General features: G+C 39.0%; 5 protein-coding genes. 3 read left to right on the forward strand and 2 right to left on the reverse strand.

Features of this window, described 5'->3' with window-relative positions; genetic code table 11:
• Position 1 precedes the first annotated feature (1 nt).
• From CVS89_RS09545 to CVS89_RS09555, 3 genes are all read left to right on the forward strand, one after another.
• Complete coding sequence (locus tag CVS89_RS09545) at positions 2–1,537, forward strand: cytochrome ubiquinol oxidase subunit I (protein ID WP_107847978.1); 1,536 nt, start codon at positions 2–4, stop codon at positions 1,535–1,537.
• A complete protein-coding gene (locus CVS89_RS09550; protein WP_223230820.1) occupies positions 1,527–2,654 on the forward strand; it encodes a cytochrome d ubiquinol oxidase subunit II in 1,128 nt (375 codons plus the stop codon). Before CVS89_RS09545 ends, CVS89_RS09550 begins: the two co-directional genes overlap by 11 nt.
• 267 nt (positions 2,655–2,921) lie before the next feature.
• Positions 2,922–4,688 carry an aryl-sulfate sulfotransferase gene (locus CVS89_RS09555; RefSeq protein WP_107847979.1) on the forward strand — a complete coding sequence of 589 codons (1,767 nt, stop codon included), beginning with the start codon at positions 2,922–2,924 and terminating at the stop codon, positions 4,686–4,688.
• A 37-nt stretch (positions 4,689–4,725) separates the two neighbouring features.
• Here CVS89_RS09555 and CVS89_RS09560 read toward each other — a convergent pair whose 3' ends face one another.
• A complete protein-coding gene (locus CVS89_RS09560) occupies positions 4,726–5,079 on the reverse strand; it encodes a hypothetical protein (RefSeq protein WP_103637331.1) in 354 nt (117 codons plus the stop codon).
• Between the two features lie 67 nt (positions 5,080–5,146).
• Positions 5,147–16,075: a retention module-containing protein gene (locus tag CVS89_RS09565; RefSeq protein WP_196088145.1), complete on the reverse strand. Its 10,929-nt coding sequence runs from the start codon at positions 16,073–16,075 to the stop codon at positions 5,147–5,149.
• Positions 16,076–16,362: the final 287 nt, after the last annotated feature.

Raw genomic sequence — 16,362 nt, forward strand, 5'->3', positions numbered from 1 at the left:
AATGTCTGAGATGGATTTTGTTGATTGGTCTAGGGCTCAGTTTGCGCTGACTGCCATTTACCACTTTTTGTTTGTCCCGCTTACGTTGGGGCTAAGTTTTATCATCGCCATTATGGAGACGATATATGTCAAAACTGGCGATAAGGCCTGGCTTGAGATAACGAAATTTTGGCTAAAGCTCTTTGGTATAAATTTCGCTATCGGTGTGGCAACTGGCATCATCATGGAGTTTGAGTTTGGTACAAACTGGGCGAATTATAGCTGGTTTGTCGGCGATATCTTCGGCGCTCCACTTGCGATTGAAGGCTTGCTAGCATTTTTCATGGAGAGTACATTTTTTGCCATTATGTTTTTTGGCTGGGATAAAGTTAGCAAGAAATTTCACCTATTTTCAACTTGGCTTGTTGCGATCGGTTCAAATTTAAGCGCACTTTGGATCTTGATCGCAAATGGCTGGATGCAGTATCCAATAGGCATGAAATTTAACCCAGATACCGCTAGAATGGAGATGGAAAATTTCTTCGAAGTCGCGCTAAATCCAGTTGGTATCACTAAATTTTTACACACAGTAACTAGTGGCTACACTATCTCAGCTCTTTTTGTGATAGGAATTTCAGCTTGGTTTTTGATCCAAAAACGCCACATCTTGCTTGCTAAAAAAAGCATCGTCGTTGCTAGTGCATTTGGTCTTATCACTTCGGCATTTTTGCTACTTAGTGGCGATGAGAGCGCATATCTTGCAGCTCAAAAGCAGCCTATGAAACTTGCAGCCATGGAGGGACTTTACAAAGGCGAGAAAAACGCTGGCCTAGTTGCAGCTGGCATTTTAAACCCAGCTAAAAAGCTTGGCGATGACACTGAGCCATTTTTACTTGAGATAAAGGTGCCTTACGCACTAGGTATCATGGCAAACAGAGAGCTTGACTCATTTACACCAGGCATAAACGACCTACTTTATGGCAACAGCGAGCACAATCTAATAAGCGTAGAAGAGAAGATGGCAAAGGGCAAAGTAGCTATCGAAGCTCTTAAAAACTACAAAGAGGCTAAAAAAGCAAATGACGAGAGCTTGATGAAGAGCTCACTTTCAAATTTAGAGAGCAACCTAAATTTCTTAGGATATGGCTATCTTAAGGACGCAAAAGATGCTGTGCCACCAGTTGCACTTACATTTTATAGCTTCCACATCATGGTCGCACTTGGCACTTACTTCATAGCTCTTTTTGCTATCACTCTTTATCTAAATCTCTCAAGAAAATATAAATTTGAAAACATAAGAGCATTTTTGTGGATCTGCCTCTTTACCATACCGCTTGGCTACATCGCAGCTGAGGCTGGCTGGATAGTAGCAGAGGTCGGCCGTCAGCCATGGGCGATACAAGATCTCATGACCGTTGGCGTAGGAGCTACAAATTTATCTGACTCAAATGTCAAAATTTCATTTATATTATTTGCTGTTTTATTTACGGTCTTGCTGATAGCCGAGATCAAGATCATGCTTAAGCAAATAAAGATAGGATTTAACGATCATGCATAGTTTAAGCTTAGAAAATTTACAAATTTATTGGTGGTTTATAGTTAGCCTTCTTGGCGGACTTTTGGTCTTTATGATGTTCGTTCAAGGCGGCCAGTCGCTCATCTTTAGCCTTGGCAAGGACGAGCTTAAAAAAGATATGCTCATAAATTCTATCGGTAGAAAATGGGAGCTTACATTTACGACGCTTGTTATGTTTGGCGGCGCGTGCTTTGCGGCGTTCCCGCTATTTTATGCTACTAGTTTTGGCGGCGCTTACTGGGTTTGGCTGGCTATTTTGTTTTGCTTTATCATCCAAGCTGTAAGCTACGAGTACCGCAAAAAGCCTGATAACTTCTTAGGAGCTAGAACTTATGAAATTTTCCTTTTCATAAATGGCTCACTTGGCGTTATACTTATCGGTATGGCGGTTAGTACATTTTTTAGTGGCAGCGACTTTGTGCTAAATGAGCACAACTTTGTCGAGTGGAAGACTCCATTTCGCGGTCTTGAAGCATTGGCAAATCCTTACTTATACTTACTTGGTATAGCTATGTTTTTCTTATCTCGCGTAGGTGGCTGCTTATATCTTATAAACAACATCGCTGATGGCGAATTTATACAAAACGCTAGAAAACAGCTAATTATCAACACCGTGCTATTCTTGCCATTTTTCCTAGGCTTTCTTGCTTGGATACTTACAAAAGATGGCTTTGCATACGACGCAAACGGCGTAGTTAGCCTTGTTGCTTACAAATACGCTATAAATTTGATCGAGATGCCTGTCGCTGGCGTGCTACTACTTGTTGGCGTGCTTTTGGTGCTTGTTGGAATTTTCCAAGGAGCATTTACAAAAAGCATCCGCGGAATTTTTGCTTACGGCGTTGGCGTAACGCTTGCTGTGACCGCGCTATTTTTGATAACAGGACTAAATGGCACTGCATTTTATCCGTCATTTAGCGACCTCTCTAGCTCGCTAACTATCAAAAATGCAAGCTCTAGCCACTACACACTTGGCGTTATGGCCTATGTTAGCTTGCTAGTGCCAGTAGTGCTTGCTTATATCTTCATCGTCTGGAGAGCGATAGATAGCAAGAAGATCACGCAAGATGAGATCAAAAACGATCATCACGCATACTAAGGATAAAAGATGTTAGAAGCAGGAATTTTTTTGATACTTTGGCCAGTAACGCTATTTATTAGCTACAAATTTGTTCTCTTTTCTCTCAAGAAATTTGACGCAAATAACTAAAATTTAGGGGCATTTGCTCCTAAATTCTTCTTTTTATTTTTACCTCTTAAAACAACTTCTTTATAAATTTACTTAAGCCTCTTTTCATATAAGCGTTAGTTTTGTGTGAAATTTGTGGGGTAAGATATCATTAAATTTCTACAGAAGGAGCGAAAAATGAGCAAGAATTTCTTAGGTTCTGTTGCCCTTGCGGCTGTTTTGGTGAGTGGTTTTGGCTTTAGTGCTCCACTAAATGCTGGAGTCTTGGCTCATCAAGTAAAGGTTCAAGGAGAGCTTGGCTCAGTCTTTATAAACCCCTACGACGTATCGCCACTAACTGCTATCATCGATAGAGCTGGCAAGGACATCAAAGATATCCACGTCAAAGTAAAGGGCAAGCCAGATGGCGGCATAGATATCGACTACAACGTCTCAGAGCATGCCTTGCTCACGCATGATGGCGTGCCTATTTGGGGACTTTATCCTGACTATCTAAACGAGGTCGAGCTTAGTTATACATTTAACGGAGCTAAAAAGGTAGAAACATATAAAATTTACGCCCAACCGATCGTCACATATAGCCGTGATTTTAGGTTCTCACACATGCAAAAAACTCACGTCAAAAAGGTAGATCCTGCCTTTAAAAACAGGCTCTATCTCATAAACAACACAATAACAAGCGTCTATAAACCGCTTGATTGGAAAAATGGCGGAGCTGCTAGCTGGAACGACTTTACCGAAAACTACATCGTAGATACCAAGGGCGAGGTCAGATGGTATCTTGACTATCAGAAATTTTACGACCGCAGCGAGAGAAGAGTGATGGATGGGGGTATGATGATGGGCTTTCATCAGCTCAAAAACGGCGACATCAGCTTTGGCATGGCTCAAAGATATCTTAGATATGATCTAATGGGAAAAGAAATTTACAACCGCCCACTACCTAGAGGCTACATCGATCTAAGCCACGAGGTGATGCCACTAAAAGATGATCACGCGCTTCTTAGGGTAGCAAAATACAACTACCACCACAAAAACGGCAAAATTTCTCACACCATAAGAGACCACATCATCGAGGTCGATAACACCGGCAAGGTGGTAGAAGAGTGGGATCTAAATGAAATTTTTGGTAACAATGTTTATCGTAGCAACCTCATAAAGGCGCTTGATGCTAGGGCTGTTTGCCTAAACATCGATATGGACGCAAAAGAGATCAAGATAAGCGACGATCAGCCATTTGGCGATGTCACCTCCACTGGCACAGGCAGAAACTGGGCGCATGTAAATTCTATCTCATACGATGAGAGCGATGATAGCATCATCCTTTCGCTTCGCCACCAAGGCATCGTAAAGATAGGACGCGACAAGAAAGTAAAATGGATACTAGCCTCACCCGAGGGCTGGAGCGAGGACTTTAAAGCAAAAGTGCTAACTCCAGTTGATAGCAAAGGCAATAAAATAAAATGTGAAAACTCAAAATGCGAGGGCGAATTTGACTGGTCATGGACACAGCACACCGCATGGCTAACGCCAAGATATGAAAACAAGGGCGACATAAAACATATAAGTGTCTTTGACAATGGCGATGGCAGAGGTATGGAGCAGCCAGCTTTTAAAGAGGACAAATACTCCCGCGCGGTTGAATACAAGATAGATGAGAAAAAGGGCACGGTTGAGCAGACTTGGCAGTTTGGCAAGGAGCGTGGATTTGACTTTTATAGTGCAGTCACTAGCAACGTTGAGTGGCAAAAGGATAAAAGCACCTACTTTATCTCAAGCTCAAATGTAAATTTACTACGTCCTGACAAGACTATCAAAATGGTCTTAGTCGAAATCGATCCAAAGACAAATGATATAAAATTTGAAATGGATGTGGATTCTGCATCAAGAGATGATGTCGCTTATAGAGCGATGGTTATTGATCCTGAAGTGTTTAATTATTAGTTGAAAGTTTGGTGTGAGACCCCCTCTCACACCATTTTTATCGGATATTGTTTTGAAATTTATAAATTTCTTCTTTGACGCTAGTTAGGTCAAAATTTATCGCTCGCTCTAGCTCTAGCAAGCTTACATCTTTGTCTATCTCAAGAGCCATCGCTATCTCGTTTAGCTCTTTTGCTTCCTCATTTGCGAGGATCGCACTCTTAAAACTAGCCTCATCTATCTGGCCAAATTTTGAAAAGATCGATTGAAATTTATCTTTTAAAATTTCTCTACTTAGCTTTTTATCTTCTAAAGCCTTCTTCGTGCCGCCATTTCTGTTACAGGTTCTAAATATAAAATCTATTGTTTCATTTACTTCATCGAGTAAATTTTTTGTCTTCTCGCTTTGCACACAAACTCCCTTCACCGCAAACAAATTCAAAGCAAGGCAGACTCCCTGCCCTGCTTATATTTTTAGACTAGATAACGTGGATCTCGTCTTTGATTTGAATAGTTACGGTGTTGTTTGTGTATGTTGTGTAACCATCTTCTGAAGCACCTTGATGCCATCCGCTGCCTTTAACATCCTCTTTTAGATCAACTACATCGCCTTTATCGCCTGTGATTTTTAGCGTATGTTTATCATCAGTCATATCTAAGACATCTTTGATGCCAACTTTTAGAGTAGTGTTTTTAGCACCAGATATATCAAGCTCTTCAAAATTCTTAGCAAATTTTGAGATATCACTTAGGTTTACAGACTTGTCAGGATTTTCTAATACTAACTTATCATAACCAGTTCCACCATCTACTTTGCTATTATTTAGGTCTACTTTACCAATAGATAAAGTATCGTCTCCTGCGCCTAGATCGACTTTAGAGCTATGGATATAACCACCAACTTTTACTACGTCATTACCAGTGCCAGTATCAACAGTTGAGCAATCAATATTTGTACGAATGTTAAGTAAATCATTGCCAGCACCTAGTTCAACTTTAGAGTGTCCTGTTATATAACCATCGATGCCATTTACACCAACATTGACTATATCATCACCACTACCAGTTTTGATCTCAGAGTGATCAATATTTGTACCAACAGTTAGTTTATTGTTACCATCTCCTAGATCAATCTTAGATTCATTGTTTATATAGCCAAAACCATTGCCTTTTAGTCCAGTAGTCACTATATCATCACCACTACCAGTTTTGATCTCAGAGTGATCTATATTTGTACGAACTCTGATCTCATTATCTCCTTCACCTAGATCTATCTTAGAATTTACTGTTATATAGCCATCTGGTTTGCCTTTCTCGCCAACAACTACTAAGTCATTACCATTTCCAGCTAAAACAGCAGCAGCATGTATGTTTGTACCAACATCTAGCTCGTTATCATAGTAGCGTACTCCGCTTACTTCTATGTGGCTAGCTGCCTTGCTATCACTAGCTTTATTGCCAGCTGCATCGACTATCTCTACACTTAATTTCTCGCCAGGTTTGATAGCTTTGTCGATAAACATATCAAATTTACCATCAGCATCAGTTTTGCCATCACCAATTTTCAAGCCGTTTTTATCTTTAATTATAAATGCGGCATTAATCTCGTCTGATATGCCAGCGATGCGGGTTCTAACTATATTGGCTCCACCTTCACCTAGATTAACAAAAGATTCTTTTAGGTATTTGCCTATGGTTACCTTGTCGTTTCCTCTACCAGCATTAATAACTACACCATCCATAACTACACCACCGATTTCTAAAGTATCATTACCATCGCATAGATTGATATTAGCACGATTATTTACCGAACCTTTTACTTTTACGTAGTCATCGCCAGTTGTAGTCGGAATATGATTACCTCTGCTAATTGCATTCATGATAATAGTTGGCGTACTTATATGTGCACCAGGAGTTGTTCCTTCAGCTATTGGAGTAACCTCTGTCAATTTGATATCAATATCAGTGTCAAGAATGATTTTTGCCACATTGCTTGGATTAGTGGTACCATTTTGATTAATAGCTTTAGCTGTAAATTTATGCTCACCTTGCTCAGTAAGAGTTGGTGTTGTAAATGTCCAAGTACCATTGTCGCTATCTGCGATTGTGCTACCTATATACTTATCATTGTCATAAATTTCAACCCTTGATCCAGCTTTTGCAGTACCTTTGATAGTTGGAGTACTATCGTTTGTCAAGCCACCATCTACACCAAGAACGTTCTCATTAAATTTGCCACCTTTGACATCATCGATAACAGCCGTGATCTCAACAGTACCAGCATCTGTATCTACTTTTGAATATGCTCCCTTAGACCAGTTTTCGTTTCCTGCTAGGTCAGTTGCTTTTGCAACTATCTCATGTTTTCCATCAGGCATTGGTTCTGCAGGTCTTAGTGTCCATTCTCCTTTATCATTTGCTTTTGTTGTTCCCATGCTCTTACCATTATCAAAGAGTTCAACTGTCGCATTAGCCTCAGCGCTACCTTTGAATGTTGGTCTATTATCATTTGTTACATCATCTCTAACATCTTCATGGAATTTACCACCCTCTTTGTTATCAATGATTGCATCAATTGTTGGCTTAGGTGTTACAGTATCTACCATTAGCTTAGCTTCAGCACTAGCTGGGCTTCTTCCGATAACATTTACAGCAACCGCAGTTATGCTATGCTCACCATCAGGAAGAGTTACGCTTCCGTTTGGCGTGAAGCTCCACTTGCCATCACTATCGGCTCTTGTTTCACCGATCTTATTACCATTGTCGTAAATTTCTACCTTAGCATTTGCCTCTGCTGTACCTTTGATAGTTGGAGTATTGTCATTTGTTAGGCCTTTATTTACACCAAGAACATTCTCGTTAAATTTACCACCTTTGACATCATCTATCGCATCAGTGATGACTGGAGCTTTAGGTGCAGTAGCATCAAGTTTTATACTTTCAAGTATGCCACGGCTTTCATTGCCAGCAGGATCAACAAATCTATATGGTTGGCTTACAAATCCACGACCCATCTCTGATATATTCTTGCTAAATTCACTACTTGTAAATGAGCCTTCTCTTATATCAGCGTCACTTAGTGTTACTACATCTTTCCATTTACCGTCTGTTCCATATACTTGAAGAGTATCACCAGCTTTTACAGTACCATCTTTTGGTATCTCAACTACCCAATGAAGCTTGCCATCAGTTAAACCAACAGCAGGAAGCTCATTTGTGCTAAGTTTGCCATCTCCATTAATATCTTCAACAAATTTTATCTTAGGCTCACCAATAGTTGTATCAACATCTACGCTTGCTTCGACAGATTTAGCACTATGTCCTAGTTTATCAGTCGCTTCTACAACAAATTTATGCTCGCCGTCGCCAAGTTTAGTTCTAGGAGTAAATTCCCAGCTGCCATCAAAGCCTGCTTTTGTAGTACCTGCGATTTTGCCATCAATAAATACTTTTATATCTGCACCAGCTTCAGCACTACCTTTTAGAGTTGGGGTATTGTCATTAGTTAGTCCATTTTTGACATCACCGTTTACTATACCACCAGCTACATCATCAACGATCTCTTTGATCTCTGGTATATCTGTTGCAGTATCAACTGTTAAGCTTACAACGTTTGAGTTTTGAACTGGGTTTTTGACATAGTCTTGCATAGTAGCTTCTATTGTATAGTCACCATCATTTAGTGGCTTATCTAATGTGATAGACCAGTCACCATGCTCATCTGTTACATAAACCTCACCACTCCAAACTACCTTGCCATTGCTATCTTTTACGCTAACAGTTACAGTTGAGTAAGGCTCTGCAAAGCCGTTTATAGTTGGAGTGTTATCTGTTGTAGCACCATCATAAGCACCGTTTAGAGCGTCAACACCGTTGTCATCTGTTACGCTAGTGATTACTACTTGACCTGGATTGGTATCTACTTTTATAGCTTCAACATCTGATTCTTTTGCATTGCCAGCTTTATCTGTTGCCTCCACATAAAATTTATGGTCGCCGTCACTTAGTTTACCAGTTGTGTACTCCCACTCACCTTTATCATTGGCTTCTACACTACCAGCTTTTTTGCCATCTACATAGATATCGACGGTTGCACCAGCCTCAGCACTACCTTTTAGTGTTGGGGTATTGTCATTTGTCCAGTTATTTTTAGAACTTATATCACCTGTATCACCTTCAACATTATCAATGATCTCTTTAATAACTGGCTTTTCAGTCTTGGTATCAAGATCAATTGTAGCTTCATTGCTTAAGCCACTCTTACCAAATGTATTCTCAGCAGTTGCTGTAAATTTATGCTCGCCTTGTTTAGTAAGCTCTGGAGTTGTAAATTCCCATGAACCATCAAGTTTAGCTATTGTCTCACCTATCTTATTGCCATCATCATAAATTTCTACTTTTGATCCAGCTTTTGCAGTACCTTTGATAGTTGGAGTACTATCATTTGTTAGGCCGCCTTTGACATCTTCGTTAAATTTACCACCCTTAACATCATCAATTACTTCAGTGATTACTGGAGCTTCTGGAGCTTTAGTATTTTCACTATCTTCACCTATCACACCTTTGCCTTTGCCTGGGTTATTAGGGTTATTTGGATTGATGATCTCTGCTGTTATGGTATTGTCTTTACCTGGGTTTAGATCAACTGGAACTTTGATGTTACCATTGTCGATATCACCTTGCTCAATTGTTTTTTCAGTTTGTTTACCGTTTTCATCAGTAACAACTAGTTTATCACCTGGTTTTACACTGCCATCTTTTGGTATAGAAATTTCAGCTGTTGTTTTACCAGCGTCATTGTCACCAGCTTTGTTTTCTTTATCAGAGATTTTGCCATCTTTTGGATCATTATCTTCTGGGAATGTGATAGATGGGTTGCTTGGTTGGCGGCTAAATTCGCTGTCAAGTTGTACGTTAGCATGTATAGCTGTGCTTTGGTTACCAACTAGATCGACTATTCTATAGCTTGGGCTTTCGAAGTGTTTTCCTGATAAAGTTGCTTCGTATTCAAAGCTTTTACCTAGATCATCATTTGATAAGACTTTTTCGGTCTTCCATTTACCATCTTTTCCAAGTACTTGAAGAACATCACCTGCGCTTACAGTACCATCTTTTGGTATCTCTACTTCCCAGTGGATCTTACTATCTTTTAAATTCTTAGCTTCTTCTACGCTTAGAACTCCATTGTGATCTGCATCTTCTTTTATAGATACTTTTGGAGCACCGATAGTTGTATCAACTTCTAGTGCAGAAGTTGCTTCGCTAGTGTTGCCAGCTGCATCTGTCACTACTGCTTTTATAACGTGAACACGGCCAACAAGATCTGCTAGTGGCTCTTTATAGTCGCTTGGTTTAAATTCCCAGTTGCCATCTTTGTCAGCTGTAACTCTACCCATCTCTTTATTGTTATCATAAAGGACTACTTCTTGATTTGCATCAGCTGTACCCTTTATAGTTGGCTTGTTGTCGTTTGTGTTAGTACCTGCAACATTGCCTTTATATACACCACCTTCTACGTTATCAATGATTCCTGTGATCTTGACATTTGGAGCTGTAAAGTCTGAGTCTATGCTGCTAGATACTTCTTTGCTTGCATTACCAGCTTGATCAACGATCTTAGCTGTTACGCTTGAAGTTTGACCATCAGTTACTGGTACTTTTATTTCTACATGACCAACATTTTTATCAGCTACACTTATAGTATGAGACTGCTCTGTGCCACCATTTACAGTGTATTTGATCACATCGCCTACTACTGCATCTGTTGGGACAGAAATTTTAGCTGTTGTATTAGCGTTATCACCATCACTGCTGTTTTCAGCTTTATTTAGTTTGCCATCTTTTGGATTTACATCTTCAACAAATGTGATAGCTGGCTCTGATGGGGCTGTATGATCGTTTGGATGTTCCATATCACTAGCTACAACTCTATCTGTACCTGCGTTACCAGCTTTATCTATTGCTTGGACAAATACTGGAGTACCTGGCTGAACAGCTTTATCTAGTTGAATTAAGAAGTCACCTGTACTGTTAGCGTGACCTTTTCCTATAATGTTGTTGTTTTCATCTCTAAATAATATCTCAGCATTTGGAGTATCTGTATGACCTGTTCCCATAGTTATATCTGCTGTGTTATCGGCTTTGCTATTATTATCGATAGGAGTGATTTTAACATTGTCAAGTTTTGGAGCGATTGAGTCTAGATCAATTGTAGCTTCATTACTTGGTGCACTCTTACCAAATTTATTCTCAGCAGTTGCAGTAAATTTATGCTCGCCTTGTTTAGTAAGTACTGGAGTTGTAAATTCCCAGTTGGCATCTGCGTTTTCTATTTTACCGATCTCAACACCATTGTCATAGATTACAACTGTTGATCCAGCTTTTGCAGTTCCCTTGATAGTTGGAGTTTTATCGTTTGTTAAATGACCTTCAACATCAAGAACATTGCCCACTTTAGTATCTTCTCCATAGCCCTTAACATCATCGATTACATCAGTTATTACTGGAGTTTCTGGAAGATCTTTATGAATGATATCCATATCACCAGCAGTTTCAGTATCTTTACCTTTGTTGCCAGCTTTATCAGTTACTTCAACTGTTACTTTATCACCTGGTTTGATTGGGCTAGTAGTGATATCAAAATTTCCTTTGTCATCAGTTGTGCCAGTACCTATTGTTTTACCATTTTCATCAGTAACAACTACTGGAGCATTTGGCTCATCTGAATGACCTTTTACGATACCTTTATCTGGAGTACCATCTGATGGATTAGTCTCATCTACTGGAGTTACAGTATCGATATCTACTTTTGGAGCTGTATGATCATTTGGATGAGTTAAATCGCCAGCTTTAAATTCACTTTCACTAGTATTGCCAGCTTTATCAGTCACTTCAAAGACCACTTTATCGCCCGGATTAACAGGTTTAGCATCTATAACAAAGCCACCTTTATCATTAGCGTCGGCTCTACCCAAGAAATTTCCATCTTTATCTTTAGCTATAACAGTAGCATGAGGAGTATCTGTAACACCTACTATAAGAGTTGCTTCTGCTGTATCATCGGCTTTAGCAGCAGTATCGATTGGAGTTATTGCAACCTCTTTGATAACTGGAGCTATTGTATCAAGATCAATTGTAGCTTCATTGCTTAAGCCACTCTTACCAAATGTATTCTCAGCAGTTGCTGTAAATTTATGCTCGCCTTGTTTAGTAAGCTCTGGAGTTGTAAATTCCCATGAACCATCAAGTTTAGCTATTGTCTCACCTATCTTATTGCCATCATCATAAATTTCTACTTTTGATCCAGCTTTTGCAGTACCTTTGATAGTTGGAGTACTATCATTTGTTAGGCCGCCTTTGACATCTTCGTTAAATTTACCACCCTTAACATCATCAATTACTTCAGTGATTACTGGAGCTTCTGGAGCTTTAGTATTTTCACTATCTTCACCTATCACACCTTTGCCTTTGCCTGGGTTATTAGGGTTATTTGGATTGATGATCTCTGCTGTTATGGTATTGTCTTTACCTGGGTTTAGATCAACTGGAACTTTGATGTTACCATTGTCGATATCACCTTGCTCAATTGTTTTTTCAGTTTGTTTACCGTTTTCATCAGTAACAACTAGTTTATCACCTGGTTTTACACTGCCATCTTTTGGTATAGAAATTTCAGCTGTTGTTTTACCAGCGTCATTGTCACCAGCTTTGTTTTCTTTATCAGAGATTTTGCCATCTTTTGGATCATTATCTTCTGGGAATGTGATAGATGGGTTGCTTGGTTGGCGGCTAAATTCGCTGTCAAGTGTAAGGCTAGCTTTTGACGACTCACTAACATTGCCAGCTTCATCAGCAAATCTATACTCTGGAGTCTCATATTTGCCGTCTTTTAGCTTATTGATATCAACATTAAATGTAGCTTCAAATCTACCATCCTTGATCATCTCATCAGTAATCTCAACAAATTTAACCCAATTGCCTTTGCCGTCAATTGATTGGATCACGTCACCAGCTTTTATGCTACCATCTGTTGGGATGTCGATAACCCAGTGAGCTTTGCCATCTTTTATAGCAGCTACTTCAGCAACACTTAAAACACCATTGCCATCTGTATCTTCTACAAATCTAACTTTTGGATTGCCTATTGTTGTATCAACATTTACACTAACTACACTAGATTCTGGGCTATTATTACCCGCTCTATCTGTTGTTTGAACTTTAAATGTATGACTTCCATCACTTAGTTTAGGTGTTGTAAATTCCCAAGTGCCATCTTCCTTAGTAATTGTAGTCCAATCATAAATAACTTCACCATTAACAAGAGAACCTTTACTTAAGCCATCTATCCAAACTTTAACAGTTGAACCAGGCTCAGCTGTACCTTTTAGTGTTGGAGTGTTATCGTTTGTTAAACCATTTTTGACATCACCATTTACTATACCACCTGCTACATCGTCAATAATTTCTGTAATAACTGGAGTAGTTACATGAGTATCGATATTAATTGTTGCAACATTTGATGGAACACTAACGTTTCCTGCTTTATCAGTTGCGATAGCTACTACATTGTACTCACCATCAGCAAGTGGAGTTTTTGGTGTAAATTCCCAGCTTCCATCAGCTTTTACAATGATGTCTTTGCCAATAATATCGTTACCATTTTTAAGAACGATAGTTGTATTAGGCTCAGCAGTACCTTTAAATGTAGGAGTGTTATCATTTGTAAAGCCGTCATTTATGCCAAGTACATTTCCACCATTTTCAATTCCGCCATATGCGTTATCTGTTACTTCTGTTATGACTGGAGCATCTGGAGCTACATTGTCATTAAAGTCCATATCACCAGCTGTTCCTTCACCATTACCTTTGTTGCCAGCTTTATCAGTTACTTCAACATTTACTTTATCACCTGGTTTGATTGGATCAGTAGTGATTTCGAAATTTCCTTTATCATCAGTTGTGCCAGTACCAATTATTTTGCCGTCCTTATCAGTAACAACTACTGGAGCATTTGGCTCATCTGAATGACCTTTTACGATACCTTTATCTGGGTTGCCATCAGCTGGGTTGTTTGTATCAACTGGAGTTACTTGATCAACTTCTACTTTTGGAGCTGTTGTATCAACATAAGTTGTATCACCAGCTGTTCCTTCACCATTACCTTTGTTGCCAGCTTTATCAGTTACTTCAACATTTACTTTATCACCTGGTTTGATTGGATCAGTAGTGATTTCGAAATTTCCTTTATCATCAGTTGTGCCAGTACCAATTATTTTGCCGTCCTTATCAGTAACAACTACTGGAGCATTTGGCTCATCTGAATGACCTTTTACGATACCTTTATCTGGGTTGCCATCAGCTGGGTTGTTTGTATCAACTGGAGTTACTTGATCAACTTCTACTTTTGGAGCTGTTGTATCAACATAAGTTGTATCACCAGCTGTTCCTTCACCATTACCTTTGTTGCCAGCTTTATCAGTTACTTCAACATTTACTTTATCACCTGGTTTGATTGGATCAGTAGTGATTTCGAAATTTCCTTTATCATCAGTTGTGCCAGTACCAATTATTTTGCCGTCCTTATCAGTAACAACTACTGGAGCATTTGGCTCATCTGAATGACCTTTTACGATACCTTTATCTGGGTTGCCATCAGCTGGGTTGTTTGTATCAACTGGAGTTACTTGATCAACTTCTACTTTTGGAGCTGTTGTATCAACATAAGTTGTATCACCAGCTGTTCCTTCACCATTACCTTTGTTGCCAGCTTTATCAGTTACTTCAACATTTACTTTATCACCTGGTTTGATTGGATCAGTAGTGATTTCGAAATTTCCTTTATCATCAGTTGTGCCAGTACCAATTATTTTGCCGTCCTTATCAGTAACAACTACTGGAGCATTTGGCTCATCTGAATGACCTTTTACGATACCTTTATCTGGGTTGCCATCAGCTGGGTTGTTTGTATCAACTGGAGTTACTTGATCAACTTCTACTTTTGGAGCTGTTGTATCAACATAAGTTGTATCACCAGCTGTTCCTTCACCATTACCTTTGTTGCCAGCTTTATCAGTTACTTCAACATTTACTTTATCACCTGGTTTGATTGGATCAGTAGTGATTTCGAAATTTCCTTTATCATCAGTTGTGCCAGTACCAATTATTTTGCCGTCCTTATCAGTAACAACTACTGGAGCATTTGGCTCATCTGAATGACCTTTTACGATACCTTTATCTGGGTTGCCATCAGCTGGGTTGTTTGTATCAACTGGAGTTACTTGATCAACTTCTACTTTTGGAGCTGTTGTATCAACATAAGTTGTATCACCAGCTGTTCCTTCACCATTACCTTTGTTGCCAGCTTTATCAGTTACTTCAACATTTACTTTATCACCTGGTTTGATTGGATCAGTAGTGATTTCGAAATTTCCTTTATCATCAGTTGTGCCAGTACCAATTATTTTGCCGTCCTTATCAGTAACAACTACTGGAGCATTTGGCTCATCTGAATGACCTTTTACGATACCTTTATCTGGGTTGCCATCAGCTGGGTTGTTTGTATCAACTGGAGTTACTTGATCAACTTCTACTTTTGGAGCTGTTGTATCAACATAAGTTGTATCACCAGCTGTTCCTTCACCATTACCTTTGTTGCCAGCTTTATCAGTTACTTCAACATTTACTTTATCACCTGGTTTGATTGGATCAGTAGTGATTTCGAAATTTCCTTTATCATCAGTTGTGCCAGTACCAATTATTTTGCCGTCCTTATCAGTAACAACTACTGGAGCATTTGGCTCATCTGAATGACCTTTTACGATACCTTTATCTGGGTTGCCATCAGCTGGGTTGTTTGTATCAACTGGAGTGATGCCATCAATAATTACTCTTGGTGGAGTTGTATCTATATAAAAGCCATCATCACCGCCACGACCGCTATCTAAACCGCCGCTTTTACCCTCAGCTGGGCCTGCAAACGATGCAACACCTAAAGGATTGATAGCACTTGTGCTAGCATTTATATTTGAATAGTGTCCGCCATGTTCAAATCTTGTCTCGCCAAGACTCATACCATCGCCAGCACGACCACCGCTCGTACCGCCAGCCGCTGTCTCTTCTAGATCTTCTAAATTTGCACCATTTAACAATGCTTTTTGAAGTGCTGCTACTTGTGAATCAGCAGCAGTTGCCTTTGGATCGAGACTTAGCGTATCTTCACCGATCATTGATAGCTCTTTTCCATTATTTGTCGCTATCACAACCTTAGAATCAGCTGAAGTTGTTTTTACCGTCTCACCTTCATAAAGGCTATCACCAACTTTTAGTACTCTTTGGTTACCACTTTTATCTACTGCGATAACCTCAGCAGAACCTGATATAGACTTGATTGTACCTAATTTCTTTGCCATATTCATTCCTTTTGGGCTAAATTAATTTTGGCATTATTTTATAACTATTAGAAGAAATTGTAAATTGTACCTAGGTACAATATAGTTATATTATTTTATTATACGTTACATTTATAGAATTTTTTGTAATTAAAAGATGATATTTCTATGACGCTTATATGAATTTTAATTTTCTAATAAGAATTGATTAATGATATTTTAAGTTATAAGTGTTTTATTTGATCGTAGTAAATTTTAAAAGAATAATAGAATTTATAAAAGATATTTGTAAATTTATATAGAAGAAA

This window comes from Campylobacter concisus, from assembly GCF_003048615.2.
GTDB lineage: Bacteria > Campylobacterota > Campylobacteria > Campylobacterales > Campylobacteraceae > Campylobacter_A > Campylobacter_A concisus_C.

Excerpts from the sequence above, each read along its gene's own strand:
- CVS89_RS09545 (WP_107847978.1), top strand. The coding sequence starts at position 2 with ATGTCTGAGATGGATTTTGTTGATTGGTCTAGGGCTCAGTTTGCGCTG.
- CVS89_RS09555 (WP_107847979.1), top strand. The coding sequence starts at position 2,922 with ATGAGCAAGAATTTCTTAGGTTCTGTTGCCCTTGCGGCTGTTTTGGTG.
- CVS89_RS09565 (WP_196088145.1), bottom strand. The coding sequence starts at position 16,075 with ATGGCAAAGAAATTAGGTACAATCAAGTCTATATCAGGTTCTGCTGAG.